The following is a 25,723-nucleotide window of genomic DNA, read 5'->3' as shown; positions in this document are numbered from 1 at the left end:
GCGATCTTTTGATCTTTGTTCTTAAAATCAAAGTCAAAAGATCGCAGCCTGCGGCAGCTCCTACATTTGTTTCGCGGTGATCCTCCTCCCCTGCGGCCTTCTGTCGCATTAATTTGAATTAAAAGTCTGATTGTCATTTTTCCTGCTGTATCCTGCGCAGGCTTTCAAGAAGCGCGGATCTACCAGATCTATCAACAGACTTAGCGAGGAGCGCAACCATGCACGAGATTCCTAATCTCCCCTTCCCAAGCCTGCACGTACCTGAGCAGACGACCACGCAACAAGCCGGCGCACAGCAGCCCGAGCCGAAAGAAGCCGTTGAGAGCCGCAAGGCCGACAGCGAAGAGTAAAACCCCGCCGTACAGACCGTGTGGAAAGCGCTAAGATGCGCTTTCCACACTGCCTGAAACCGAGCCCGCCATGACCGACGAATTTTCTGAAAGCCAAGCCGCCGTCCTGATCGGCGCGACCGAGAAAATGATCGAGATCTGGAACCGCCTCTCCCCGGAAAAACAGGCCGCCCTGCTCGCCCGTTTCGGCAGCGAAGAAAACGCCCTCGCCGCCCTCGTCACCACGCAACTGGTCGCCCCGGCCCAACCCTGATTTCACCACCTGGCAAATAGTTTTACTTTTCCCCGCCTCTGACTCGTTCGCGCCGGTATCATAAGCAGCCTATCTAATCCTGCTTTGCCGTGGATCGTTTCCCATGTCGTCCTCTATGTCAGAACCGCAGCGTCCCCTGGCGGTCACGCTGCAAGTCGTCTCCATCGTTCTCTTCACCTTCATCGGCTATCTGAACATCGGCATTCCCCTCGCGGTGCTGCCGGGCTATGTCCACAGCGACCTGGGCTTCGGTGCGGTGATCGCGGGGCTGGTGATCAGCGTGCAATACCTCGCCACCCTGCTCAGCCGTCCGTACGCCGGCAAGATCATCGACAACCAGGGCAGCAAACGCGCGGTGATGATCGGTCTGGCCGGTTGTGGCTTGAGCGGTGTGTTCATGCTGATTTCGGCGTGGACACCGAATCTGCCGATGCTCAGCCTGATCAGCCTGTTGATCGGTCGCCTGGTGCTGGGCAGCGCGGAAAGCCTGGTCGGTTCCGGTTCGATCGGCTGGGGCATCGGCCGGGTCGGCGCGGCGAACACCGCCAAGGTGATCTCGTGGAACGGCATCGCCAGTTACGGCGCACTGGCGGTCGGCGCGCCGTTCGGGGTGTGGCTGGTCGGCCAGTTGGGGCTGTGGAGCATGGGCGTCAGCATCATCCTGCTGGCGGCGCTGGGCTTGCTGCTGGCGTGGCCGAAAACCGCCGCGCCGATTGTCGCCGGCGAGCGCTTGCCGTTCATGCATGTGCTCGGCCGCGTGTTCCCACACGGTTGCGGCCTGGCGTTGGGCTCGATCGGTTTCGGCACTATCGCCACTTTCATCACCCTGTATTACGCCACGCAGCATTGGGACAACGCGGTGCTGTGCCTGAGCCTGTTCGGTGCCAGCTTCATCGGCGCGCGGCTGTTGTTCGGCAACCTGATCAACCGTCTCGGCGGCTTCCGCGTGGCGATCGCCTGCCTGTCGGTGGAAACCCTCGGCCTGTTGCTGTTGTGGCTGGCACCGGACGCGCATTGGGCGCTGGCCGGTGCGGCGTTGAGCGGTTTCGGCTTCTCCCTGGTGTTCCCGGCGCTGGGTGTGGAGGCGGTGAATCTGGTGCCGGCCTCCAGCCGTGGCGCGGCAGTCGGCGCCTATTCGCTGTTCATCGACTTGTCGCTGGGGATCACCGGGCCATTGGCTGGGGCGATTGCGGCAGGCTTTGGCTTTGCTTCGATCTTCCTGTTCGCCGCTCTCGCTGCATTGAGCGGGTTGGCCTTGAGCGCTTATCTGTACAAGCACACGGCCAAGTACCGCGAAGACTAGAAGTCCACTTTGCCGCGCCCGGCCTTGATACTGCCGCGCTTGGTCTTGGATTCGAGCCGGCGCTTCTTCGAGCCGAGAGTCGGCTTGGTCGGACGGCGCTTCTTTTCGACCTTGGTGGCGCTGAGGATCAGCTCGACCAGACGCTCCAGCGCATCGGCACGGTTGGCTTCCTGCGTGCGGTATTGCTGGGCCTTGATGATCAACACGCCATCGCTGGTGATGCGGCTGTCACGCAGCGCAAGCAGCCGCTCCTTGTAGAACTCGGGCAAGGACGAGGCCGGAATGTCGAAGCGCAGGTGCACGGCGCTGGAGACTTTGTTGACGTTCTGCCCACCGGCGCCTTGCGCGCGGATGGCCGTCAATTCGATCTCGGCATCCGGCAGATGCACATTGTTGGAAATCACCAGCATGGAAAAGCGTCCGTAATCAGAGTGTGCAGGATACGCCATCAATCCTGTAGGAGCTGCCGAAGGCTGCGATCTTTTGATCTTTTGTCCGAACCCGCCCCGAGCCTTCGGCAGCTCTTACAGGGGCAATAAAAAACCCGGCACATTGGCCGGGTTTGTTGTTTTTGCGTCAGCGCCTACTTCGAAGCACTTGCCGCGTGCAGCGCCTGCTGTGCGCCGCGCTTGTTCTTGATCACGTAGCAGACCCACATGAACACGACCCAGACCGGAATCGCGTACACCGAGATCTGGATGCCCGGGATCAGCAGCATCACGCCCAGGATGAACGCCACGAACGCCAGGCAGACGTAGTTGCCGTACGGGTACCACAGGGCCTTGAACAGCGGCGTCTGTTGGGTCTTGTTCATGTGCTGACGAAACTTGAAGTGCGAGAAGCTGATCATCGCCCAGTTGATCACCAGGGTCGCCACCACCAACGACATCAGCAGTTCCAGCGCGTGCTGCGGGATCAGGTAGTTGAGCAATACAGCCACCAATGTCACCGCCGCCGACGCCAGGATCGAACGCACCGGCACGCCGCGCTTGTCGATTTTCGCCAGACCTTTCGGCGCATCGCCCTGCTCGGCCATGCCCAGCAGCATGCGGCTGTTGCAGTAGGTGCCGCTGTTGTACACCGACAGTGCTGCGGTCAGCACCACGAAGTTGAGGATGTGCGCAGCCGTGTTGCTGCCAAGCATCGAGAACACCTGCACAAACGGGCTGCCGCTGTACGAGTCGCCAGAGGCGTTGATGGTTTCCAGCAGGCTGTCCCATGGGGTCAGCGACAGCAGGATCACCAGGGCGCCGATGTAGAAAATCAGGATCCGGTAGATCACCTGGTTGATCGCTTTCGGGATCACGGTCTTCGGTTTGTCGGCTTCAGCGGCGGTGAAACCGAGCATTTCCAGACCGCCGAAGGAGAACATGATGATCGCCATCGCCATCACCAGACCGCTGACGCCATTGGGGAAGAACCCACCGTGCGACCACAGGTTGCTGACCGAGGCTTGCGGGCCGCCATGACCGCTGACCAGCAGGTAGCTGCCCAGCGCGATCATGCCGACGATCGCCACGACCTTGATGATCGCGAACCAGAATTCGGCTTCACCGAAGACTTTGACGTTGGCCAGGTTGATCGCGTTGATCAGCACGAAGAATGCGGCGGCGGTGACCCAGGTCGGGATGTCCGGCGCCCAGTAGTGGATGTACTTGCCGACTGCGGTCAGCTCCGACATGCCCACCAGAATGTACAGAATCCAGCAGTTCCAGCCCGACAGGAAGCCAGCGAAGCCGCCCCAGTACTTGTGCGCGAAATGGCTGAAGGAACCGGCCACCGGCTCTTCGACGATCATCTCGCCGAGCTGGCGCATGATCATGAAGGCGATGAAGCCGCAGATGGCGTAGCCGAGGATCATCGACGGGCCGGCGGATTTCAGCACCCCGGCGGATCCCAGGAACAATCCGGTACCGATCGCGCCACCGAGGGCGATCAGTTGAATATGGCGATTTTTCAGGCCGCGTTTCAGCTCGCCTGATTGCGAGTTTTGTCCACTCATGAAAAAGGTCTCACGCAAGGTTTGATGATGTTCAGTAGACGTTGCTGCAAGGTTGCGATTTCAGGCAGCCCCGATCAAACCCCAGCGCAGGCACCAGGAGTTCAGCGTTTTTACAACGGTCATGCGTCACCTGTTTGTTTTTGTCTGTGACGAAATCGAACCCGACACGCTTGTGACGCGGCGGAGTGAACAAGGCGGATAGCCTCGAGGTTTGCGCGATTACGCAGGGAGTCACAGTAAAACGCGGCGCATTGTACACCGCTAACCCCCTGCTGCCAGACCCCGCTGGATCAGCGTGGCGCTTGCCGGGATTGCGTGAGTCCGCCTCGAAATGCCCGGGCGGCTGCAAAAATTGAGTCAGGCCTTTGCAGACCATCGACGAGGACGAGCGAAAAACCGTCCCACAAAGAGAAGTGAAGATCGATCACGGCGTTCATTGCGCCTCCTTCTTGTTATGCACCTGCACGACAGGCATGAGGCGCATCTCACCCTTCAAACGTTGCTGAAACAAGCGCGCCAGAGCCTTGCACGGCGCAGGCGCGGCCGGGCTTCGGCAGATTTTCCTTACAGCCTGGGGAGGCAGGTCATTCCACTGGGTTTTCTCGCGCTTTTCGTAAACATTTCTTTACGATGCGTAACGCAGATTTTCCATTTCAGAAAAATCCGTAGGACGTCTGCAAATTGACGGTAGCAAGCTAGCTAATGAAAGTGACGGCTTAGTTTTTTGTTTTCAAATAAGAAAATCCTCGGCAAAAAACAGAATAAAAAGTTTATTTAAATTTTAAATAAATAATTTTTTGCATTACAAAACACCCTGAACTAGGTTCTTCACGTCTTGCCGGCCACCTCGACCGGCCAGTCACAACCGTGAAAGTCATCTAGGAGATCGACCATGCAAGCACTGGAAAAAGACTTGGATACCGAACTGCAGCTGGACGAATGGTTTGAAGCACCGACCCATGAGGCCGCCGTGGAAATGATGCAAGCCGACGCGGTGGTTCCGTTCGGCACGGCGATGTGGCCTCTGTAAGACATCCCGGGCAGGCACGATCCGGCCGGTCGTGCCTGCCGCTTCTTCACGGTCAGTCAGGGAGGACACATGGATAAGCCCCGCGCGATCTCGCATTTCCTTTACTACCTCGAACATCACCCTGCCCTTGCCGGCCTCGACTCGGCGAAGGTATTGCTCGGCCACACCGCCGATTACGAAGCCCTGACCGGCGCCATTGCCGAACAGGCCGGCGCTCATCCGCGTTTCACCTTCAGCGCCCGACGGCTGGATCTGGAAAGCACCGCAGCGCTGACCGCGGCGATTGCCGACAGCGATCTGTACATTTTCTTCTACGACTCTTCCACCCTGCCCAACCCGCGCCCCGACGGCCCGGAATTTGTCCGTGCGCTGCAAGGCGTGATGGCGGAAAACTGGAAGAAGTCGCTGCTGTTCAAGGATTACGGCGACTATTTCTACGACACCTTCAGCGTCACCCCGCAGCGCATTGCGGGGCTCAACAGCCACTTGATCCAGCGCATGTCCCAGGCCACGACGCTGAGCTTCAAGGACGACCACGGTTCCTGGTTCGAAACGCCGCTGAGCAGCATCAAGAAGTGGACCGACATCAACGGCGTCGGCAACTTCGACCTGGCCCCTGGCGAAATCGCCACCCACAGCGAAGCCATCAATGGTCATGTGAAATTCAAGGGCACCTTCCTCAGCACCATCCCGTTTGCGCGCAAGTACGGTGTGCTCGAATCGCCGCTGGAATTGTGGATCGAGAACTCGACCATCAGCCGCATCGCCACCAACGTGCCGGGCCTGGAGCACGACTTCAACAAGTACCTGGACGCCAACCCGTCGAACCGGCGCATCGAGGAACTGGGGATTGGCACCAACGAAGGGGTGAAGGATCTGTATGCGCGCAATGCCGGTTTCGAAGAACGGCACTGCGGCTTGCATCTGGGCCTCGGCGGTGGGGCCAAGGGCAGCCATCACCTGGACCTGATTTTCTCCGGTGGGGTGTTGGCGCTGGATGACAAGCCGGTGTTTGATGGGCGGTTTGTGTTCTGAACTGAAGTTTTGTGTTGAGGCCACTGCTCCCTGTAGGAGCTGTCGAGTGAAACGAGGCTGCGATCTTTTGATCTTGCTTTTGAAGATCAAGAGCAAGATCAAAAGATCGCAGCGTGCCGCAGCTCGGACATGAATAGCGCGCAACCCAACCAATAATCCAGACGAAAAAAACGCCAACCCTGCGGTTGGCGTTTCTGCTTTAGCTTGAAGCTTGCCGCTCAAAGCTCACGGCTGCTTCACTCCGGCTTCTTGCGACCGAAACCCGGACGCTGACCGGAGCCGGCGGGCGCACCACGGCGCTTGCCCGATGGCTTGTCACCGTCGACCAGTTTGATCCCTGGACGCTTCGGCGCCGGTTTGGCCGGACGCTTGTTGGTGGTGTCCGCCGGACGATCCGCCACTGGCGTACCGCGACCGGCAGGAGCGCCACGCTCGCCACGCTCAGTGCGACCGTTGGCCGGACGCGGTGCGCGCTCGCCGTCACGGGCCACTGGCTTGCGCCCTGGACGCTCACCTTCGATCTGCGGCTCACGGCTCTGACGCGGGCCGGTCGGCGCGCCAGCAGCAGGACGCAGCGTGCGTACGCGCTCGGTCTTGGCCATCGGCCGCGACGATTTGCGCTGCATACGCTCCAGCTTGTCTTTGCTCTTGGCGTTCAGTTGCGGCATCGCCACCGGCGTCAGGCCGACTTCGGCGCTCAGCACGTCGACTTCGTACTGGCTCATTTCGCGCCAGCGGCCCATCGGCAGGTCGGAGTTGAGGAATACCGGACCGAAACGCACGCGCTTCAGACGGCTGACCACCAGCCCCTGGGATTCCCACAGACGACGAACCTCACGGTTACGGCCTTCCATCACCACGCAGTGGTACCAGTGGTTGAAGCCTTCGCCGCCCGGTGCCTGTTGAATGTCGGTGAAACGCGCAGGGCCGTCTTCCAGCACCACGCCCGCCTTCAGGCGCTCGATCATTTCATCGTCGACTTCACCGCGTACACGCACGGCGTACTCACGGTCCATCTCGTAGGACGGGTGCATCAGGCGATTGGCCAGTTCACCGTCGGTGGTGAACATCAGCAGACCGGTGGTGTTGATGTCGAGGCGACCGATGTTGATCCAGCGACCTTCTTTCGGACGCGGCAGTTTGTCGAACACGGTCGGACGGCCTTCCGGGTCGTCACGGGTGCAGATTTCGCCATCAGGCTTGTTGTACATGATCACGCGGCGAACCGACTCGGCAGCCTCTTCGCGCTTGATCACCTTGCCATCGATGGTGATGGCGTCGTGCATGTCGACACGCAGGCCGAGGGTGGCGTCTTTGCCATTGACCTTGATCCGGCCCTGGCTGATCCAGGCTTCGACGTCACGGCGCGAGCCGACGCCGATACGGGCGAGGACTTTCTGCAGCTTTTCGCCTGCTGGGCCGATTTCCTGGTCGTCTTTCTGATTGATGTCACTCATCTGGGCACCTCCCGGTGTGGTCTGTTCAGGCGGCGCCTGAAGCTTTGAAAACGGGTATTCGGGCGAAGGGATCGCCGAAGGGTCGCGAATCATACGCGGATGTGCGCCGTCGCGCATCAGAGACTAGCTGATCGATCGACAGTTATTTCTTTTTCCGCCGACCGGCGCCACCGAGTTTGATCAGGCGCAGCGCGGCTTCGGCCAGTACCGTGCGCTTGTCGTCCTTGTCGAGCTTCTTCCAGGCGCGAATCTCGCGCTTGCTGCGGCCACAGCCCAGGCAGATGTCGTCGGTGAATTTGCAGAGGCTGATGCAGGGGTCTTTGGTGGAACTCATACCTACTCCAGAAGTACACAATCCTTTGTAGGAGTGAGCCTGCTCGCGATAGCGGTGTGTCAGTCAACACTTTCTTGCCAGATACACCGCCATCGCGAGCAGGCTCACTCCTACAGGGGGGCGGCAGTGTTCAGGCGATCGGGCTCAGTCGTCGAACTCGCGACGTTCGGCTTCGATCGCTTCGGCCAGCGCGCGGGCTTCGGCTTCTTCTTCGCTCAGTTCGGGCTCTGGGGCCGGTTGTTCGAGGGCAGCGACGGCGGCCAGGAGTTTTTCCCGGGCCTCGGCGACGCCAAGCACGTCGTCTTCTGGTTCGGCTTCAGGCTCAGGCTCAGGCTCAGGCTCAAGTTCAACTTCAACTTCAGTCGCCAGCTCGGCGATCTCGGTTTCAGGCTCAGTCGTCGGTGCCTCACCATCGGCCGCATCACGCAGCAAATCATCGAAGTCGGTCTTGATCCCCTCCTCCATGCTGTCCAGCTCCAGCAGCAAGGTGTGGAAGCTGGTTTCCTCTTTCGGCTCTTCCGGTTCGGCGCTGGCGTCGGCCAACTCTTGCAGGCCGGCGGGCACCGGTGCGTCGTCGAAATCGAGCACCGGCTCGGTTTCCATCTCGCGCAGTTCGGCCAGCGGTGGCAGGTCTTCGAGATTCTTCAGGTTGAAGTGATCGAGAAACGCCTTGGTGGTGGCGAACATCGCCGGTTTGCCCGGTACGTCGCGGTAGCCGACGATGCGGATCCACTCACGCTCGATCAGCGTCTTGACGATGTTGGTGTTGACCGCCACACCCCGCACGTCTTCGATCTCGCCGCGGGTGATCGGCTGGCGATAGGCAATCAGCGCCATGGTTTCCAGCAGCGCACGGGAATAGCGTTGCGGGCGTTCTTCCCACAAACGCCCGACCCATGGCGAAAACTTCTCGCGGATCTGCAAGCGGTAGCCCGAGGCGACTTCCTTGAGTTCGAACGCCCGCCCCTCGCAGGACTTGGCCAGCAGGCTCAGGGCTTTCTTGAAGACCGGCGGTTCGGGCCGTTCGCCCTCCTCGAACAGTTCGAAAAGGCGTTCAAGCGATTGCGGCTTTCCCGAGGCCAACAGAAAGGCTTCAAGCAGGGGCGCCAGCTCGCGGGGTTCAGTCAGGTTCATGTTTCGACTCGTTATTCGGCTCGGGCTCGCACGTGGATCGCGGCGAACGGCTCATTCTGCACCAGCTCGACCAAGGATTCCTTGACCAGTTCAAGGATCGCCATAAAGGTCACCACCACGCCGAGGCGGCCTTCCTCGGCGGTGAACAGCTCGACGAACGGCACAAAGCCGCCGCCCTTCAATCGTTCCAGCACATCACTCATGCGCTCGCGGGTCGACAGTGCCTCGCGGCTGACCTGGTGGCTCTCGAACATGTCGCCACGGCGCAGCACCTCGGCCATGGACATCAAAATCTCTTCCAGCGCGACATCCGGCAATAGCTTGCGCGCCCGAGCTTCGGGGGCGTCGAGCTTGGGCACGACCACATCGCGGCCGACCCGGCTCAGGCCGTCGATGCCTTCGGCAGCGGCCTTGAAGCGCTCGTATTCCTGCAAGCGGCGGATCAGCTCGGCGCGCGGGTCGTCTTCTTCGTCTTCGACGGTTTCGGCCCGAGGCAGGAGCATGCGCGACTTGATCTCGGCGAGCATCGCGGCCATCACCAGGTACTCGGCGGCCAGTTCCAGACGCACCGACTGCATCAACTCGACATAGCCCATGTACTGACGGGTGATTTCCGCTACCGGGATGTCGAGGATGTTGATGTTCTGTTTGCGGATCAGGTACAGCAGCAGGTCGAGCGGGCCTTCAAAAGCTTCGAGAAAGACTTCCAGCGCATCCGGCGGGATGTACAGGTCCAGCGGCATTTCCGTGACCGCCTGGCCATAGACCATGGCAAACGGCAGTTCCTGCTGGGCGCCGGCCTGGGGATCGACAACGGTTTCCACTGCGGACATTCAGGCCTCGACCATGAACGGCGCGGGGTCGCCGCAACCGACGCGGATCACTTCCGGGTCGTCGCCGGTCAGGTCGATCACGGTGGACGCCTTGATCCCGCCGAAACCGCCGTCGATGATCAGGTCCACCTGGTGTTCAAGCAATTGACGCATTTCGTACGGATCGCTCAACGGGTCTTCGTCGCCGGGCATGATCAGGGTCACGCTCATCAGCGGCTCGCCGAGTTCGGCCAGCAAGGCCAGGGCAATCGGATGGCTCGGCACCCGCAGACCGATGGTGCGTTTCTTCGGATGCAGCAGCAGGCGCGGCACTTCGCGGGTGGCGTTGAGAATAAAGGTGTATGGCCCGGGCAAATGCGCCTTGAGAATGCGGAAGGTGCCGGTGTCGATCTTGGCGTAGTTGCCCAGTTGCGACAGGTCGCTGCAGATCAGCGCAAAGTTGTGCTTTTCATCCAGCTGACGCAGGCGTCGCACCCGCTCGATGGCGGTCTTGTCGCCAATCTGGCAACCGATGGCGTAGGACGAGTCCGTGGGATAAATCACCACCCCGCCCTTGCGGATGATCTCGACTGCCTGTTTGATCAGGCGCGCTTGCGGGTTTTCCGGATGTATCTGGAAAAATTGACTCACGTTTTCTACCTGTTCAGACGGCGGCAATAACTGTGTCATGTTTGAACCGACACCACAGGGGTGGAAGGTCCTCGGGAACCGGCCGGTACTGGCCGATCTCGGACCAGCCTCCAGGGCCATGGAAATCACTGCCAGCGCTGACCAGCAGACCGAACTCACGGGCAAGGATTGCCAGGCTGCCCACCTGTTCTGCGGGCTGAAAGCCATTGACCACTTCAATCGCATGCCCGCCCGCTTGAATATAGTCGGCAATCAGCTTTCGGCGCTTGCTGCGGGTGAAATCGTAGTGCCACGGATGCGCCAGGCTGACCCACGCCCCGGCGGAGCGCAGGGTGCCGACGGTGTCTTCCAGGGTCGGCCAGTGCTGTTTGACGTCACCGAGCTTGCCGGCGCCGAGCCATTTGCGGAATGCCTCGGCGCGATCCTTTACAAAACCTTCACGCACCATCCAGTCGGCAAAATGCGGACGGGCCGGGGCGTTGCCGCTGTCACCCAGTTCCTGCTGGATCTGCCGGGCGCCGTCGAGGGCACCGGGCATACCTTTGAGGCCGAGTTTGCGGCTTATTTCTTCGGACCGCAGCCAGCGACCATCGTGCAATCGGGCGATCGCCTCGACCAGTGGCGCGGCGTTGACATCGAAACCGTAGCCCAGCACGTGGATGGTCGCGCCGCCCCAGGTGCAGGACAGTTCGACGCCATTGACCAGTTGCATGCCCAGTTCTTCGGCGGCGGTGCGCGCTTCGGCGAGGCCTTCGAGGGTGTCATGGTCGGTCAACGCCAGGACTTGCACGCCGTTTTCGAACGCACGCGCAACCAGAACCGCCGGCGCCAGGGCGCCATCGGAGGCCGTGCTGTGGCAGTGCAAATCAACATTCACGGGGAGTTGTAACCTCAAATCAGCTGGCGCTATCGCGCGCCCATATGTTTGTTATTATGCCGCCACATCCAGCTTCTGGCTCTCACTGTGAAACAATTCATCGATTTCATCCCGCTTCTGCTGTTTTTCATCGTTTACAAACTTGATCCACGGGTCGTCGACATTGCCGGCCATGAGTTGACTGTAGGCGGTATTTACAGCGCCACCGCGATGCTGATCATCAGCTCCCTGGTGGTCTACGGCGCACTGTTCATCAAGCAACGCAAGCTGGAAAAGAGCCAATGGCTGACCCTGATCGCCTGCCTGGTGTTCGGCAGCCTGACCCTGGCCTTCCACAGCGAGACCTTCCTGAAATGGAAAGCCCCGGTGGTCAACTGGCTGTTCGCCCTGGCCTTCATCGGCAGCCACTTCATCGGTGACCGCCTGCTGATCAAACGCATCATGGGCCACGCGCTGACCCTGCCGGATCCGGTCTGGACCCGCCTGAACATCGCCTGGATCGCCTTCTTCCTGTTCTGCGGGGCCGCCAACCTGTTCGTGGCGTTCACCTTCCAGAGCATCTGGGTCGATTTCAAGGTATTCGGCAGCCTGGGCATGACCGTGCTGTTCCTGGTCGGTCAGGGCATCTACCTGTCCCGTCACCTGCACGACGCCGATACCACAACGCCAAAAACCGAGGACTGACATGCTCTACGCAATCATTGCCACCGACGTCGCCAACTCGCTCGAAGCCCGCCTCGCCGCGCGCCCGGCCCACCTGGAACGCCTGCAAGTGCTCAAGGGTGAGGGCCGCATCGTGCTGGCCGGCCCGCACCCGGCGGTCGACAGCAATGATCCGGGCGCTGCGGGTTTCACCGGCAGCCTGATCGTCGCCGAGTTCGACTCCCTGAGCGCCGCCCAGGCCTGGGCCGACGCCGATCCGTACGTCGCCGCCGGTGTGTACGCCAACGTGATCGTCAAGCCGTTCAAGCAAGTTCTGCCATAAGGCTATCGCTCCCTTGTGGCGAGGGGGCTTGCCCCCGTTGGGCTGCGAAGCAACCCCAGAACCATTCAACGCGGTGTGCCTTACGCACCGCGCGCCATCATCTGCGACTGCTGCGCAGCCGAACGGGGGCAAGCCCCCCTCGCCACAAAAGCACCTCTGCCCCATACACGTCTTTTTCTCACGCTGAACCTTCCCGGTTCATCGCATTCTCAATCGCTCATTATTCTCGTTTGCCTGCCGACAACCTGCCCAATATCCATTTGCTAGCAGGAGTCGCAATGCGCAAAGGTCCGTTGTGTCTGATGTGGGTCACGTTGTCGATCATGGCACCCGCCCATGGTGAGGAAACCACCGAAAGCGGCAGCTCCACGCCATTGTCTTTGAGTGCCGGCAGCCAGATTACCGAGTTGCAGCAGCGCCTGAAGGTCAGCGAGCAGCAGCGGGAAGAACTGAACAAACAACTGCAAAATGCCGACAACGCACGCGAAAGCGCCCAGCTCGCCCGGTTGCGCCAGGAGAACCAGCGCCTGAAGCTGCAACTCAAGGAAGCCCAGGCCAGCCCGTTGCCGCGTCTGTTGACTGAACAGCAGCAATGGTTCGTCACGGGCGCCGGGGTAGCGCTATTGGCGCTGCTCTGCGGTATCTTTGCCAGTGGAGCAAGCCGAAAACGTCGGCAATGGCTAAATTGAGTGAGTCATGAGCGAGCTGTTACTGATTGATGATGACCAGGAGTTGTGCGAACTCCTGAGCAGTTGGCTGAGCCAGGAAGGCTTTCAGGTACGTGCCTGCCACGATGGCCAGAGCGCCCGCAAGGCCTTGGCCGAATCGGCCCCGGCAGCGGTGGTGCTGGACGTGATGCTGCCCGACGGCAGCGGTCTGGAACTGCTCAAGCAACTGCGCAGCGAACACGCCGATCTGCCGGTGCTGATGCTCTCGGCCCGTGGCGAACCGCTGGATCGCATCCTCGGTCTGGAGCTGGGCGCTGACGATTACCTGGCCAAGCCCTGTGATCCGCGTGAGCTCACCGCCCGCCTGCGCGCCGTGCTGCGTCGCAGTCATCCGGCTGCCGTGTCGACCCAGCTCGAACTGGGCGACCTGAGCTTCAGCCCGGTGCGCGGCGTGGTCAGCATCGACGAGAAAGAACTGACCCTCACCGTTTCCGAAAGCCGTTTGCTCGAAGCCCTGCTCAAGCAGCCCGGCGAGCCGCTGGACAAACAGGAACTGGCGCAACTGGCCCTCGGCCGCAAGCTGACCCTGTACGACCGCAGCCTCGACATGCACGTGAGCAACCTGCGCAAAAAAATCGGCCCGCACCCCGATGGCCGCCCACGGATCGTCGCCCTGCGCAGCCGCGGCTACTACTACAGCCTGTAAATCTGCACGGCCTCCCACACGGGCATGACGATAAAATCGCCGCCCCTCTGTAGGAGCTGCCGAAGGCTGCGATCTTTGCTGTTAAAGATCAAAAGATCGCAGCCTTCGGCAGCTCCTGCATTGGATAGCGGGTCGATCGCGTCAGTATTTGTCAGGTCGGGCGCAAAACGTCTTTACCCAAGCTTTACGCAGCGCTGACCGCCGCTGACCTTGATCTCCGTAATCTGTACTCATCCGGAACGTACCGGGAACGAGACAAGGAGATACACCATGCGCAAGACTCTTATCGCTCTGATGTTCGCTGCCGCTCTGCCAACCGTCGCCATGGCCATGCCACAGGATGGCGGTCCGATGGATGGCCCGATGGACGGTGCACGCCACGGCGGTCAGATGCACGGCATGCACGGCAAAGGCCCGTACAGCCAACTCGACCTGACCCGCGAACAGCGCGATCAGATCCGCAAGATCATGGGCGAGCAGATGCACGAACGTCGCCAGGTGGTCGAGAAGTACCTGGAAAAACTCTCGCCGGCTGACCAGAAAGCCATGAAGGACGAGATGGCGGCCAACCACAAGAAAGCCGAAGCTGACGTGCGCAACCTGCTGAAACCGGATCAACAGAAGAAATTCGACGAGATCCAGAAAAAACAGGCTGAACGCCGCGCCGAATGGGCCGAGTTCAAGGCGTGGAAGGCGCAACAGCCGCAAAAAGCGCAATAATGTTTTAACCACAGGCCCGACGGCTGACACCGTCGGGCCTGTTCACATCCGCCCTCTGTAGGAGCTGCGGCACGCTGCGATCTTTTGATTTTGCTTCTGAAAAATAAGATCAAAAGATCGCAGCGTGCCGCAGCTCCTACAGGGGTTACGCGTTTGATTGAGGATTTTCTGTGCGTTCATTGTTCTGGCGTATTCTCGCGAGCTTCTGGCTGGCCATTGCCCTGGTGGCCGGGCTGTCCATTCTGCTCGGGCACATGCTCAACCAGGACGCGTGGATCCTCAGCCGCCATCCGGGACTCAACACCCTGGCCGCCGAATGGACGCAAACCTACGAAGCCCAGGGCGAAGACGCCGCGCAGGAAATCCTTCAACAGCGCAAGCGCCAATACCACATCGACGTCCAGGTGCTGAACGAAAGCGGCGACCCGGTGGTTCGCGGCACCTTCCCGCGTCGTGCCGCCGCGTTCGAAGCCCGGCAGAACAACGATGACCGGCGTCTGCCATGGCGCCGTCTGACCGACGAATTCACCAGTGACAAAACCGGCGACACCTACCTGTTCATCTTCCGCATCCCGCACCCGGAACTCGACGCCTGGCACCGCGAAAGCCTGCTGTGGCCGTTGAGTGCGCTGGGCATCGCGTTGGTGGTGCTGACCCTGTTCAGTCTGCTGGTGACCTTCTCCATCACCCGCCCGCTCAGTCGTTTGCGCAGTGCGGTGCACGATCTGGGGCAAACCACCTATCAACAGAACAGCCTGGCCAAACTGGCCAACCGCCGTGATGAGTTCGGCGTGCTCGCGACCGACTTCAACCGCATGGGCGCGCGTCTGCAAAGTCTGATCGGCAGTCAGCGTCAGTTGCTGCGCGATGTGTCCCACGAACTGCGCTCACCGCTGGCGCGGCTGCGCATTGCGCTGGCACTGGCCGAGCGCGCCAGCCCCGAAGAACGCGAGAAACTCTGGCCGCGCCTGACCCGCGAGTGCGATCGGCTGGAAGCGTTGATCAGTGAAATCCTCGTGCTGGCGCGGGTCGATGCCGATAACGCCAGTGCTGAAGAAGTGGATCTGAATGCGCTGCTCGGCACACTGCTGAAGGACGCGCAGCTTGGCTCGCCGGAGCAGACCGTGCGGCTGGATGCGGAACCGCAATTGAGCATGACCGGCTGGCCGACCATGATCGAACGCGCCGTCGATAACCTGCTGCGCAACGCCCAGCGCTTCAACCCGGTGGATCAGCCGATTGAAATGCAGGCTTCGCGCCAGGGCGAACGGATCGTGGTGAGCGTGCGCGACCACGGGCCGGGTGTGCAGGCCGAGCATCTGAGCCAGTTGGGCGAGCCGTTTTATCGGGCGCCGGGGCAGACGGCGGCAGGACATGGCCTGGGATTGGCGATTGCCAGGCGCGCGGCGGAGCGGCATGGCGGGAGCCTGACCCTGGCCAATCATCCTGACGGCGGGTTTGTGGCCAGCCTGGAGTTACCGTTAGTGCCGGGTGCCGTTGTCCAACCCTGAGCAAAACCTGTAGGAGTGAGCCTGCTCGCGATTGCGGCGTATCAGTCGGAACAAAAGGTGCCTGACCCACCGCAATCGCGAGCAGGCTCACTCCTACATTGGATCGGTGGCGTCAGGCTTCACCCGGCCAGGCGCTGACGAATTCGGCCAGATCAGCCTTCTCGGCCACACGCGGCTCTTTCTGCGGCGTGCCGAGGTACAGGAACGCAATCACCTGCTCACCTTCGTTCAGGCCCAGCCCCTTGGCCACGTGCGCCGAATACGCCAGATCACCGGTGCGCCACACCGCGCCGATCCCCTGCGCGTACGCCGCCAGCAGAATCCCGTGGGCTGCACAGCCAGCCGCCAGCAATTGCTCGGCCTTCGGATACTTGGCGTGCTCCTGCAGTTTCGCGATCACCACGACCACCAGCGGCGCCCGCAGCGGGCCGTTGCGGGCCTTGTCGATCATCGCTTCGGTGACTTCACCGTCCTGCATCTGCGCCGCTTCGGCCAGCAGCTCGCCCATTTGCTCGCGTGCCGCGCCTTCGACGGTCAGGAAACGATACGGCTGCAAGTGGCCGTGATCCGGTGCGCGCAAGGCTGCACCGAACAGGGCTTCGCGCTGCTGCGCGGTGGGGGCCGGTTCGACCAGTCGGGGAACGGAAACACGGTTGAGCAAAGCGTCGAGAGCCTGCATCGGCCACCTCCTGAGAAAAATGTGCGGCTATTCTAGCTTCATCTGCCAACGGGATGCCGGTTTACATGGCCTGCCTCATGGGTAGAATGGCGCCCTTCCCACTTCAGCCCGAGCGGACTTCATGGCGTTGCCGACCTTACGGATCATTGGTTTCATCATCGGCATCTTCCTGATCACCCTGGCCGTCGCCATGGTCGTGCCCATGGCCACCCTGGTGATTTTCGAACGCACCAGCGACCTGCCGTCGTTCCTCTGGGCGAGCATGATCACCTTCGTCGCCGGCCTCGCGCTGGTGATCCCCGGGCGCCCCGAACACATCCACCTGCGCCCGCGTGACATGTACCTGCTGACCGTCAGCAGCTGGCTGGTGGTGTGCATTTTCGCCGCGCTGCCGTTCCTGCTGACCCAGCACATCAGCTACACCGACTCGTTTTTCGAAAGCATGTCTGGCATCACGGCCACCGGCTCGACCGTGCTCAGCGGGCTGGACACCATGTCGCCGGGGATCCTGATGTGGCGCTCGCTGCTGCACTGGCTCGGCGGCATCGGCTTCATCGGCATGGCGGTGGCGATTCTGCCGCTGCTGCGCATCGGCGGCATGCGCCTGTTCCAGACCGAATCGTCCGACCGTTCGGAAAAGGTCATGCCGCGCTCGCACATGGTGGCGCGGCTGATCGTGGCGGCGTACGTCGGCATCACCATCCTCGGCAGCCTGGCGTTCTGGTGGGCCGGGATGAGCCCGTTCGATGCGGTCAACCACGCAATGTCGGCGATTTCCACCGGCGGTTTCTCGACCTCCGACCAATCGCTGGCGAAGTGGACGCAACCGGCGGTGCACTGGGTCGCGGTGGTGATCATGATCCTCGGCAGCCTGCCGTTCACCCTGTACGTCGCGACCATGCGCGGTAACCGGCGCGCGCTGATCAAGGATCAGCAAGTACAGGGGTTGCTCGGCATGTTGCTGGTGACCTGGCTGGTGCTCGGCACCTGGTACTGGTGGACCACCAAGCTGCATTGGCTGGAAGCGCTGCGGCATGTGGCGCTGAACGTGACCTCGGTGGTCACCACCACCGGTTTCGCCCTCGGCGACTACAGCCTGTGGGGCAACTTCTCGCTGATGCTGTTCTTCTATCTGGGCTTTGTGGGTGGATGCTCGGGCTCGACGGCGGGCGGGATCAAGATCTTCCGTTTCCAGGTCGCCTACATCCTGCTCAAGGCCAACCTTAACCAGTTGATTCACCCGCGCGCGGTGATCAAGCAGAAGTACAACGGCCACCGTCTCGACGAAGAGATCGTGCGTTCGATTCTGACCTTTTCGTTCTTCTTCGCCATCACCATCTGCGTGATCGCCCTGCTGCTGTCGCTGCTCGGCGTCGACTGGATGACCGCACTGACCGGCGCTGCCAGCACCGTGTCCGGCGTCGGCCCGGGCCTGGGCGAGACCATCGGTCCGGCGGGCAACTTCGCCACCCTGCCGGATGCAGCCAAGTGGATCCTGTCGTTCGGCATGCTGCTCGGCCGACTGGAGATCATTACGGTGTTTGTGCTGTGTATTCCGGCCTTTTGGCGTCACTGATCGGCGCCTGCAGCAGCCGCGCCCGGTAATCGCCGGGCGTGGTGTCGAACCAGCGACGGAACGCGCGGAAGAAGTTGCTCGGATCGGCAAACCCCAACAGATAGGCAATCTCCAGCAGGGTCATGGTTGGCTGCGCCAGGTATTGCTCGGCCAGTTCACGCCGGGTGTCATCGAGCAACTGCTGGAAACTCGTGCCCTCCTCCTGCAAGCGCCGTTGCAAGGTGCGCTGCGACAGATGCAGGGTCTGCGCCACCGTATCGCGCTTGGGCTCGCCCTGGGGCAGCAAACGACAGAGCACCTGCCGCGCCTTGTGGGTCACGCGGCTTTCGGAAAAACGCGCCAGGTATTCCCCGGCAAACCGGTCGTGCAACAGCGCCATGGCTTCGTTGGCGGTGGGCAGTGGTGCCTCCATGTCGGCCCGTTCGAAAATCAACGCATCGTACGGCGCGTTGAACATCAGCGGCGCATGGAAGGCGTGTCTGTAGGGTTGCAGGTCTTGGGGCTCGTCGCCCTGAAACAACACTTTGACCGGGTGCAGCGCGCGCCCGGTCAGCCAGCCGCACAGGCTCAGTGCGCAGGCCAGCGAGGCTTCGGCGCTCTGTCGGGTCGGTGGCAGGTGATCGCCATGTACCGTCAGAATCAGTGCATAACCCTCTTCGAGCAGACGAAAACTCAGGTCGGCGCTTTCGGCGATGATCCGCTGATAACGCACCAGCCGTTGAAAGCCTTCGGCCAGGGTATTGCTCGACATCAAGGCGTAGCCGGCGACATGGAACGAGGCCGGTCGCACCACCTTGCCCATGTTCAGACCGATCGCCGGGTTGCCGGACAGCTCGACCGCCCGTTGCCAGAGTCGGGTCATGGAATCTTGCGGGAAGCGTGCATCCGGATCATCCAGGGCGGCGTAATCGAGCCCCAGTTGCTTGAACAGTGCCCGGCAATCCAGGCCGTCCATCTCCAATGCTTTGACAATCCCCATCGCCCAGCTTGCAGAAGTCGTTCGTTCGCTCATGGCGTTATTCTTTTACATGATGGATCGCATGCTACGACCCGATTTGCGAAGGATACTAAAGTGGCGCCCATTGTCACTGGCTGATGCCACTGTTCACTCTAGACTCAAATAAGCTACCCGCCGAACAACTTGCCGTCAGAACAATAACCACAGAGATCGCAGTCGTGGAAAACATCAAACAATTCAATACGTTCGCTGAGTTCTATCCGTACTACCTCAGCGAACACAGCAACAGTACCTGCCGCCGGTTGCATTTCGTCGGTACCACGCTGGTGATTTTCATTCTGGCCATGACCATCGCCAAGGGCGCCTGGCTGCTGTTGCTCGCCTTGCCGCTGGCCGGTTACAGCTTTGCCTGGGTCGGGCATTTCTTCTTTGAAAAGAACCGCCCGGCGACCTTCCAGCATCCGCTGTACAGCCTGCTCGGCGACTTCGTCATGTACCGCGACATGATCCTCGGCCGCGTGGCGTTCTGAACCCCGACACACCAAGGAGGCTTGCCGATGAACGCCAATGCCCGTTTCACCCACATGAAGGACGGCACACAGGAAGACTGGGCGATCATCGCCGCAGACTTCAGCGCCTATGCCCGGCAACTGCCGTCACGAATCGTCGCGCACCTGAAGTTGTTAGAGGGCGATTTCGGCGGCTTCCCGGTGGATCGCCTGACCCACTCGCTGCAAACCGCGACCCGCGCCTTTCGCGACGGGCGTGACGAGGAATACGTGGTCTGTGCGCTGCTGCACGATATCGGCGACACCCTCGGGTCCTACAATCACCCGGACATCGCGGCGGCGATTCTCAAGCCGTTCGTCAGCGCCGAGAACCTGTGGATGGTCGAAAAGCACGGCATCTTTCAGGGCTACTACTTCTTCCATCACTTGGGCATGGACCGGCATCTGCGCGAGCAATTCAAGGAGCATCCGCAGTTTCAGGCAACCGCCGAATTCTGTGCGAAGTACGATGCGGCGGCGTTCGATCCGGCGTATGACAGCCTGCCGCTGAGCTTTTTCGAACCGATGATGGAGCGGCTGTTTGCCCAGCCGAAGCACTCGATCTACAAAGCAGCGATGGAAGAACACAGCCCGGCGTAAGGCGAACCGCTACGCGGTTCATCGCGAGCAGGCTCACTCCTACAGTTGACCGCATTCCATAGATGTAGGAGTGAGCCTGCTCGCGATGAGGCCCTCCCTGACAACCGAAGACTCAGGCAAGTTCAGCGACCTTGGCCGCCTTGAGCTGCGCCTCCCGCGCCTGCGCATCCGCCAGTCGATACAACTCGATCGTGCCGTCCCAGTGCTCGATCAACGCCGTGCACGACTCCACCCAGTCGCCGCAATTGAGGTAGTCCACCTCGCCGACCTTGCGAATCTCGGCATGGTGAATGTGCCCGCAGACCACGCCGTGCAACTCGCGTTTGACGCACTCGTGGGCGATGGCTTCTTCGAAGTCGCTGATGAAGCTCACCGCGGTCTTGACCTTGTGCTTGAGGTACGCCGACAACGACCAGTAACCGTAACCATAGCGGGCCCGCCAGTGGTTGAGCCAGCGATTGAGGGTCAGGGTGAATTCGTAGGCCGAGTCGCCGAGAAAGGCCAGCCAGCGGTGATAACGGGTGATCACATCGAACTGATCGCCGTGAATCACCAGCAGGTGCCGGCCATCGGCCGTGACGTGTACTGCTTCGTCGACCAACTGGATGTTGCCGAGGATCAGCTTCGAATAACGGCGCAAAAATTCGTCATGGTTGCCAGTGACGTAGATCACCTCGGTGCCGCGCTTGCTCATGGTCAGCAGGCGGCGGATCACGTTGGTGTGCGCCTGCGGCCAGTACATGCCGCCGCGCAGCTTCCAGCCGTCGATGATGTCACCCACCAGGTAGATCTTGTCGGCGTGGTAGCCCTTGAGAAATTGCGACAAGTGCTCGGCCTGGCAATCCCGCGTGCCCAGGTGCACGTCGGAAATCCACAGGGTACGCACCCGTTGTTTACGGCTGGGTCTGGCGAGCTCGGCGCTGGTCATGGGCAACCCTCTGCGATGTTTTCGCAAGAGTGCGCCCGCCGGGTTAATCGACCATGACAGGCATGCGTCAATCGTGTGACAGCGCGCAGGCCGGTGGCCCCGGTGTAGACTGGCGCTCACTTCGGAGACTTCTGCCATGCGCCCGATCCTGACCCTGCGCCAATACACCCACGACCTGATCGTCCACAGCCACGACCACGCGCAACTGGTGTTCGGCTTGTCCGGCGCGCTGGATTTCGAAGTCGAGGGCCGTGGCAGTCAGGTGCGCCAGCAGAGTTTCGTGGTCGTCCCGTCCGGCGCCCATCACGCCTGCGGCAGCCCGCAAGGCAGCCGTTGCCTGGTGCTGGACATCCCCGACGAGCAATGGCTGACGGATTCGCTGGGCGAGCATGCCGAGGCCAGTCGCCAGTTGCTCGACCGCCCGGCCCGGTTGGCGCTGGACGCCGGACAAAGTCAGCTGGTCAGTTGGCTGGCGAACAGCCCGGTCAGCGATCCGTTGATCGCCCGCCAGGGCGCGGTGCTGTTGCTGGCCAGCCTGAATCACACCCGCCCCGCTGAACTCAGCGCCCGCCGTCTGCCCTACGCGGCCCTCGATGCGCACATCGAGCAATACGCCGCCTATCCGCTGCAAGTGGCCGACCTGGCGCAGATCGCCGGGCTGTCCAGCGCACGTCTGCATGCACGCTTCATGGCCGAATGCGGGCAGACGCCGATGGACTACATTCGCAGCCGGCGCCTGCACAAGGCGATCGGCCTGTTGCGCGAGACCGCGTTGCCGATCGGCGAGGTCGCCAGCCGGGTCGGTTACAGCTCGCAAAGTGCTTTCTGCGCAGCAGTGCTGCGTGAGTTCGGTGCCTCGCCCGGCCGGTTGCGCCGCGATTCCTGCGACAAAAAACGCTAGTTCGCCGACAGACTTCTGCGCCGCAACACGCTTCAATGTCTCCCATGTTCCCCTGTAGGAGCTGCCGCAGGCTGCGATCTTTTGATTTTGACTTTTCAAGATCAAAAGATCGCAGCCTGCGGCAGCTCCTACAGTGATGGTGTTGTGTATCGACAGACTCAAGAAGGATTGCAATGACTCCGCGTACCGCCCTCGGCGCCCTGCATATCGGCGCTCTGATGTTCGGCCTGACCGGTGTGTTCGGCAAACTCGCTGCCGCCTCGCCGGCGGTCATCGTCTTCGGCCGCGCCGCGTTCGCCGTGCTCGCCCTGGCCTTTTTCGCCCGCTTCGCCAGCCAGAACGGCTGGCAGAAACTGCAGGCGGTCGATTGGCGGCGCCTGGCGCTCAGCGGCGTATTGCTGGCCGGGCACTGGGTGAGTTTTTTCATCGCGGTGAAGGTGGCCGGGGTGGCGATCGCGACGCTGGGCTTTACCAGTTTCCCGGCCTTCACGGTGATTCTCGAAGGGTTGATCTTCCGCGAACGCATCCGCACCAATGAAATCGTGCTGGTGGTGCTGGTCAGCGTCGGCCTGGTGCTGGTCACCCCGGCGTTCGACCTCGCCAGCGGCGCCACCACCGGGCTGCTCTGGGCGGTGCTGTCGGGCCTGCTGTTCGCCCTGCTCTCGCTGACCAACCGCGCCAGCTCCGGGCGCATCCCGGCGGTGCAGGCGGCGCTGTGTCAGAACGTGGTAGTGACGCTGTGTCTGCTGCCGGTCGCCGCCCCGCAACTGAGCGAAGTACGGGCCCTGGACTGGTTGTGGATCGGTCTGCTCGGGGTGTTCTGCACCGGCGTCGCGCACAGCCTGTTCGTCGCCAGCCTGGCGGTGATCAAGGCACGTACCGCCGCCGTGGTGTTCGCCATGGAACCGGTCTACGGCATCACCATCGCCTGGCTGCTGTTCGACGAAAACCCGACCGTGCGCATGCTGATCGGCGGCGCACTGATCATCGTCGCCATCGTGGTCTCGGCGCGGATGTCAGGCAGTGCCGACAAGAAAACCGTCGCTGCCGAAGCCGCGTCTCACTGAGTACGGTCGTTGTGGCCGAGGTCGCGGTCAGGGTCGATCTGATCGCGCACCCGCTGCTTGAGCACCTTGGCCTCGGGAAAACCACCGTCCGCCTTGCGCTCCCAGATCTGCACGTCGTCGCAGCTGATGTGGAACACCCCGCCGGTGCCGGGCACCAGCGAGACCTTGCCGAGGTCATCGCCGAAGGTGCTGAGCAGCTCCTGCGCCAGCCACGCGGCGCGCAACAGCCACTGGCATTGGGTGCAATAGGTGATGACGATTTCCGCTTTGGCGACGGTCATGTTCACTGAAACTCCTGAGACAGAGGGCGCCGCTATAATAGCCGGCTTTATCGCTTGCCCCGAGACTCACCATGCGCCGTTTGCTGTTCTGCCTGCTGCTTGGCTTCCTGCCGTTTTTTGTTGATGTCAGCGTTCATGCTGCCGAAGCGCCACGCCCAAAAGTCGGTCTGGTGCTGTCCGGCGGTGCCGCCCGTGGCCTGGCGCACATCGGCGTGCTCAAGGCACTCGAGGAACAAGGCATCAAGATCGATGCGATCGCCGGCACCAGCATGGGCGCGGTGGTCGGTGGCCTGTATGCCTCGGGCTACAAGATCGATGAACTGGAAAAGCTTGCGCTGAATATCGACTGGCAGCAGGCGCTGTCCGATTCCCCGCCACGGGAAGACGTGCCGTTTCGACGCAAGCAGGACGACCGCGATTTTCTGGTGAAACAGCAACTGAGTTTTCGCGATGACGGCAGCCTCGGCCTGCCGCTGGGGGTGATTCAGGGCCAGAACCTGGCGCTGATGCTGGAAAGCCTGCTGGCGCACACCAGTGATACCCGGGACTTCGACAAACTGCCGATCCCGTTCCGCGCCGTCGCCACCGACATCGCCAATGGCGAAAAAGTGGTGTTCCGCAAAGGCCACCTGCCCCAGGTGATCCGCGCCAGCATGTCGATCCCGGCGGTGTTCGCCCCGGTCGAGCTGGACGGACGACTGCTGGTGGACGGCGGCATGACCGACAACATCCCCCTCGACGTCGCGCGGGAAATGGGCGTCGATGTGGCGATCGTCGTCGACATCGGCACCCCGCTGCGCAACCGCAAGCAACTGACCACCGTGGTCGACGTGCTGAACCAGTCGATCACCCTGATGACCCGGCGCAACTCCGAAGAGCAACTGGCCGCCCTCAAGTCCTCCGATGTGCTGATCCAGCCGGCGCTGGCGGCGTTCGGCGTCACCGATTTCGGCAAGGCCCAGGAGATGATCGACGCCGGTTACCGCGCCACACGGATTCTCGACGCCCGACTCGCACAGCTCAAGCCCCGGCAATCCCAGGACGCCGAACTCAATGCCGCCCGCGCCCCGGGGCAGCGCACCCCGATCATCACTGCGATCAAGGTCGAGAACGACTCGAAAGTCGGTGACGAGGTGATCCGCTATTACATCCGCCAGCCCATCGGTGAACCGCTGGACCTCGGCCGGCTGCACTCGGACATGGGTACGCTGTACGGTCTGGACTACTTCGAACAGGTGCAGTACCGCGTGGTGCATAAGGGCCAGGATCACACGTTGGTGATCAGCGCCCGGGGCAAACGCAGCGGCACCGATTACCTGCGCGTCGGCCTGAACCTGTCGGACGACATGCGCGGCGACAGCGCTTTCAACCTTGGCGCCAGCTATCGCATCAATGGCATCAATCGCCTCGGCGCCGAATGGCTGACCCGGGCGCAAATCGGCGACAAACAGGAGCTCTACACCGAGTTCTATCAGCCGCTGGACGTCGGCTCACGCTACTTCGTCGCCCCGTATGCCGCCTTTGAGGCGCAGAACGTCGACGCCGTGCTCGACAACGACCCGATCGCTCAATACCGCGTCGAACGCTATGGATTCGGCCTCAACGTTGGCCGGCAGATCGGCAATAACGGCGAAATCCGCTTCGGGGTCGGCGAGGCCTGGGGCAAGGCGGATGTGCGGATCGGCGATCAGGACCTGCCGAGCGAAAACTTCACCGAAGGGTTCTATTCGTTGAAGTACTCGTTCGACTCGCTGGACAACGTCTACTTCCCCCACGAAGGCAAGGACGTCAGCCTGACCCTGATGCAATTCGAACCGGGCCTGGGCTCGGACACGCGCTACCGACAGTGGGAGTTCAAACTCGACAAAGCCATGAGCCATGGCCCCGACACGCTGATTCTCGGCGGGCGCTACGGCCGTACCCTGGACGACGCCAATGTGGTGACATCGAGCTTCCTGCTGGGCGGTGCGCGGCAGTTGTCGGGGTTCCGCGAGGATTCGATCTCCGGGCAGAACGTCAGCCTGATGCGCGCGGTGTATTACCGCCGGTTGACACCACGGTCGTACCTGCCGCTGGACTTCCCGCTATACGCCGGCGCCTCACTGGAACGTGGCCGGGCGTGGAACAACGATAATGAATTCGACAGTGGCTACATCAATGCCGCCAGCGTGTTCATCGGTTTCGATACGCCATTGGGGCCGTTGAATTTCACGTATGGCTTGAATGATGCGAATGAGCAGGCGGTTTATCTGAATCTGGGGCAGACGTTCTAGGCACTGTCCTGATTTGATGTCGCCTGACAATCCGCCTTCGCGAGCTTGCTCGCGAAGGCGTCAGAACAGGCACCGCATCAGCCA

Annotated in this window: 30 protein-coding genes; 17 read left to right on the top strand and 13 right to left on the bottom strand. The window is 61.5% G+C overall.

Annotated features, from left to right (window positions below):
* Nucleotides 1-218: 218 nt before the first annotated feature.
* From KKQ10_RS28575 to KKQ10_RS15925, 3 genes are all read left to right on the top strand, one after another.
* The gene (locus KKQ10_RS28575) at nt 219-350 is read left to right on the top strand and encodes a hypothetical protein (RefSeq protein WP_256214777.1); all 132 of its coding nucleotides are present in this window, start codon (nt 219-221) and stop codon (nt 348-350) included.
* A 70-nt stretch (nt 351-420) separates the two neighbouring features.
* Nucleotides 421-603: a hypothetical protein gene (locus KKQ10_RS15930; protein ID WP_127652334.1), complete on the top strand. Its 183-nt coding sequence runs from the start codon at nt 421-423 to the stop codon at nt 601-603.
* Between the two features lie 115 nt (nt 604-718).
* Entirely contained in the window at nt 719-1,906 is a 1,188-nt protein-coding gene (locus tag KKQ10_RS15925; RefSeq protein WP_215501704.1) for an MFS transporter, read from the top strand.
* Here the strand turns inward: KKQ10_RS15925 and arfB are convergent.
* The 3 genes from arfB to KKQ10_RS15910 form a co-directional block, all read right to left on the bottom strand.
* A complete protein-coding gene (arfB, locus tag KKQ10_RS15920) occupies nt 1,903-2,316 on the bottom strand; it encodes an alternative ribosome rescue aminoacyl-tRNA hydrolase ArfB (protein ID WP_095050152.1) in 414 nt (137 codons plus the stop codon). The two genes, KKQ10_RS15925 and arfB, sit on opposite strands and share 4 nt — an antisense overlap.
* 173 nt (nt 2,317-2,489) lie before the next feature.
* Nucleotides 2,490-3,908, bottom strand: coding sequence for an amino acid permease (locus KKQ10_RS15915; protein ID WP_127652337.1), 1,419 nt, complete (start codon nt 3,906-3,908; stop codon nt 2,490-2,492).
* Nucleotides 3,909-4,198: 290 nt separating this feature from the next.
* A complete protein-coding gene (locus KKQ10_RS15910; protein ID WP_164747920.1) occupies nt 4,199-4,345 on the bottom strand; it encodes a hypothetical protein in 147 nt (48 codons plus the stop codon).
* 455 nt (nt 4,346-4,800) lie between these two features.
* Between KKQ10_RS15910 and KKQ10_RS15905 the strand changes: the two genes are divergently transcribed.
* Nucleotides 4,801-4,938: a hypothetical protein gene (locus KKQ10_RS15905; protein WP_003222780.1), complete on the top strand. Its 138-nt coding sequence runs from the start codon at nt 4,801-4,803 to the stop codon at nt 4,936-4,938.
* Nucleotides 4,939-5,007: 69 nt separating this feature from the next.
* Nucleotides 5,008-5,973, top strand: a complete 966-nt coding sequence (locus tag KKQ10_RS15900) for a M29 family metallopeptidase (protein WP_215501639.1) — start codon at nt 5,008-5,010, stop codon at nt 5,971-5,973.
* A gap of 236 nt (nt 5,974-6,209) precedes the next feature.
* Here KKQ10_RS15900 and rluB read toward each other — a convergent pair whose 3' ends face one another.
* The 6 genes from rluB to KKQ10_RS15870 all read right to left on the bottom strand — a co-directional run bounded on the left by rluB (nt 6,210) and on the right by KKQ10_RS15870 (nt 11,238).
* On the bottom strand, nt 6,210-7,430 hold the full coding sequence (gene rluB / locus KKQ10_RS15895; RefSeq protein ID WP_127652339.1) for a 23S rRNA pseudouridine(2605) synthase RluB: 1,221 nt from the start codon (nt 7,428-7,430) through the stop codon (nt 6,210-6,212).
* Between the two features lie 142 nt (nt 7,431-7,572).
* A complete protein-coding gene (locus tag KKQ10_RS15890) occupies nt 7,573-7,764 on the bottom strand; it encodes a DUF1289 domain-containing protein (protein WP_003222773.1) in 192 nt (63 codons plus the stop codon).
* 144 nt (nt 7,765-7,908) lie between these two features.
* Complete coding sequence (gene scpB, locus KKQ10_RS15885) at nt 7,909-8,898, bottom strand: SMC-Scp complex subunit ScpB (RefSeq protein ID WP_215501638.1); 990 nt, start codon at nt 8,896-8,898, stop codon at nt 7,909-7,911.
* 11 nt (nt 8,899-8,909) lie between these two features.
* Nucleotides 8,910-9,731: a segregation and condensation protein A gene (locus KKQ10_RS15880; protein WP_007966015.1), complete on the bottom strand. Its 822-nt coding sequence runs from the start codon at nt 9,729-9,731 to the stop codon at nt 8,910-8,912.
* Nucleotides 9,732-10,361: an L-threonylcarbamoyladenylate synthase gene (locus KKQ10_RS15875; RefSeq protein ID WP_007966016.1), complete on the bottom strand. Its 630-nt coding sequence runs from the start codon at nt 10,359-10,361 to the stop codon at nt 9,732-9,734.
* Nucleotides 10,362-10,374: 13 nt separating this feature from the next.
* Nucleotides 10,375-11,238, bottom strand: a complete 864-nt coding sequence (locus tag KKQ10_RS15870; protein WP_215501637.1) for a PHP domain-containing protein — start codon at nt 11,236-11,238, stop codon at nt 10,375-10,377.
* Between the two features lie 87 nt (nt 11,239-11,325).
* Here KKQ10_RS15870 and KKQ10_RS15865 point away from each other — a divergent pair, with 87 nt between their 5' ends.
* The 6 genes from KKQ10_RS15865 (at nt 11,326) to KKQ10_RS15840 (ending at nt 15,828) form a co-directional block, all read left to right on the top strand.
* Nucleotides 11,326-11,922 carry a septation protein A gene (locus tag KKQ10_RS15865; protein WP_215501636.1) on the top strand — a complete coding sequence of 199 codons (597 nt, stop codon included), beginning with the start codon at nt 11,326-11,328 and terminating at the stop codon, nt 11,920-11,922.
* 1 nt (nt 11,923) lies between these two features.
* Entirely contained in the window at nt 11,924-12,223 is a 300-nt protein-coding gene (locus tag KKQ10_RS15860) for a YciI family protein (RefSeq protein ID WP_127652342.1), read from the top strand.
* A 278-nt stretch (nt 12,224-12,501) separates the two neighbouring features.
* Nucleotides 12,502-12,912: an SH3 domain-containing protein gene (locus KKQ10_RS15855; protein ID WP_215501635.1), complete on the top strand. Its 411-nt coding sequence runs from the start codon at nt 12,502-12,504 to the stop codon at nt 12,910-12,912.
* A 7-nt stretch (nt 12,913-12,919) separates the two neighbouring features.
* A complete protein-coding gene (locus tag KKQ10_RS15850; RefSeq protein WP_007966021.1) occupies nt 12,920-13,597 on the top strand; it encodes a response regulator transcription factor in 678 nt (225 codons plus the stop codon).
* Between the two features lie 270 nt (nt 13,598-13,867).
* Nucleotides 13,868-14,317: a Spy/CpxP family protein refolding chaperone gene (locus tag KKQ10_RS15845; protein ID WP_127652344.1), complete on the top strand. Its 450-nt coding sequence runs from the start codon at nt 13,868-13,870 to the stop codon at nt 14,315-14,317.
* A gap of 170 nt (nt 14,318-14,487) precedes the next feature.
* The gene (locus KKQ10_RS15840) at nt 14,488-15,828 is read left to right on the top strand and encodes a HAMP domain-containing sensor histidine kinase (protein WP_215501634.1); all 1,341 of its coding nucleotides are present in this window, start codon (nt 14,488-14,490) and stop codon (nt 15,826-15,828) included.
* Nucleotides 15,829-15,940: 112 nt separating this feature from the next.
* On the opposite strand, the gene KKQ10_RS15835 is transcribed toward KKQ10_RS15840, so the two are convergent.
* On the bottom strand, nt 15,941-16,507 hold the full coding sequence (locus KKQ10_RS15835; protein ID WP_215501633.1) for a nitroreductase family protein: 567 nt from the start codon (nt 16,505-16,507) through the stop codon (nt 15,941-15,943).
* Between the two features lie 121 nt (nt 16,508-16,628).
* On the opposite strand from KKQ10_RS15835, the gene KKQ10_RS15830 reads away from it, so the two are divergent.
* Complete coding sequence (locus KKQ10_RS15830) at nt 16,629-18,083, top strand: TrkH family potassium uptake protein (protein WP_215501632.1); 1,455 nt, start codon at nt 16,629-16,631, stop codon at nt 18,081-18,083.
* Here KKQ10_RS15830 and KKQ10_RS15825 read toward each other — a convergent pair.
* Nucleotides 18,040-19,095, bottom strand: a complete 1,056-nt coding sequence (locus KKQ10_RS15825; protein ID WP_215501631.1) for an AraC family transcriptional regulator — start codon at nt 19,093-19,095, stop codon at nt 18,040-18,042. The genes KKQ10_RS15830 and KKQ10_RS15825 overlap by 44 nt on opposite strands.
* A 164-nt stretch (nt 19,096-19,259) precedes the next feature.
* Here KKQ10_RS15825 and KKQ10_RS15820 point away from each other — a divergent pair, with 164 nt between their 5' ends.
* The gene (locus KKQ10_RS15820) at nt 19,260-19,571 is read left to right on the top strand and encodes an Mpo1-like protein (RefSeq protein ID WP_064586526.1); all 312 of its coding nucleotides are present in this window, start codon (nt 19,260-19,262) and stop codon (nt 19,569-19,571) included.
* Nucleotides 19,572-19,598: 27 nt separating this feature from the next.
* Complete coding sequence (locus KKQ10_RS15815; protein WP_215501630.1) at nt 19,599-20,189, top strand: HD domain-containing protein; 591 nt, start codon at nt 19,599-19,601, stop codon at nt 20,187-20,189.
* A 112-nt stretch (nt 20,190-20,301) separates the two neighbouring features.
* Here the strand turns inward: KKQ10_RS15815 and KKQ10_RS15810 are convergent, their stop codons facing one another.
* Nucleotides 20,302-21,117 (bottom strand): UDP-2,3-diacylglucosamine diphosphatase, encoded by an 816-nt coding sequence (locus KKQ10_RS15810; protein ID WP_047292436.1) that lies wholly within the window; start codon nt 21,115-21,117, stop codon nt 20,302-20,304.
* Between the two features lie 136 nt (nt 21,118-21,253).
* Here KKQ10_RS15810 and KKQ10_RS15805 point away from each other — a divergent pair, with 136 nt between their 5' ends.
* Together KKQ10_RS15805 and KKQ10_RS15800 are read left to right on the top strand one after the other, a co-directional pair.
* Nucleotides 21,254-22,018 carry an AraC family transcriptional regulator gene (locus KKQ10_RS15805; RefSeq protein ID WP_215501629.1) on the top strand — a complete coding sequence of 255 codons (765 nt, stop codon included), beginning with the start codon at nt 21,254-21,256 and terminating at the stop codon, nt 22,016-22,018.
* 173 nt (nt 22,019-22,191) lie between these two features.
* Nucleotides 22,192-23,085 (top strand): DMT family transporter, encoded by an 894-nt coding sequence (locus KKQ10_RS15800; RefSeq protein WP_215501628.1) that lies wholly within the window; start codon nt 22,192-22,194, stop codon nt 23,083-23,085.
* Here KKQ10_RS15800 and KKQ10_RS15795 read toward each other — a convergent pair.
* Nucleotides 23,079-23,366 (bottom strand): Rdx family protein, encoded by a 288-nt coding sequence (locus KKQ10_RS15795; protein WP_064586521.1) that lies wholly within the window; start codon nt 23,364-23,366, stop codon nt 23,079-23,081. The genes KKQ10_RS15800 and KKQ10_RS15795 overlap by 7 nt on opposite strands.
* Before the next feature lie 71 nt (nt 23,367-23,437).
* Here KKQ10_RS15795 and KKQ10_RS15790 point away from each other — a divergent pair, with 71 nt between their 5' ends.
* Nucleotides 23,438-25,639 carry a patatin-like phospholipase family protein gene (locus tag KKQ10_RS15790; protein WP_215501627.1) on the top strand — a complete coding sequence of 734 codons (2,202 nt, stop codon included), beginning with the start codon at nt 23,438-23,440 and terminating at the stop codon, nt 25,637-25,639.
* Nucleotides 25,640-25,723 lie beyond the last annotated feature (84 nt).

The organism is Pseudomonas sp. MG-9, from assembly GCF_018729515.1.
In the GTDB taxonomy this organism is placed as follows: Bacteria; Pseudomonadota; Gammaproteobacteria; order Pseudomonadales; family Pseudomonadaceae; genus Aquipseudomonas; species Aquipseudomonas serboccidentalis.
This window is presented reverse-complemented; position numbering and strand designations above follow the sequence as displayed.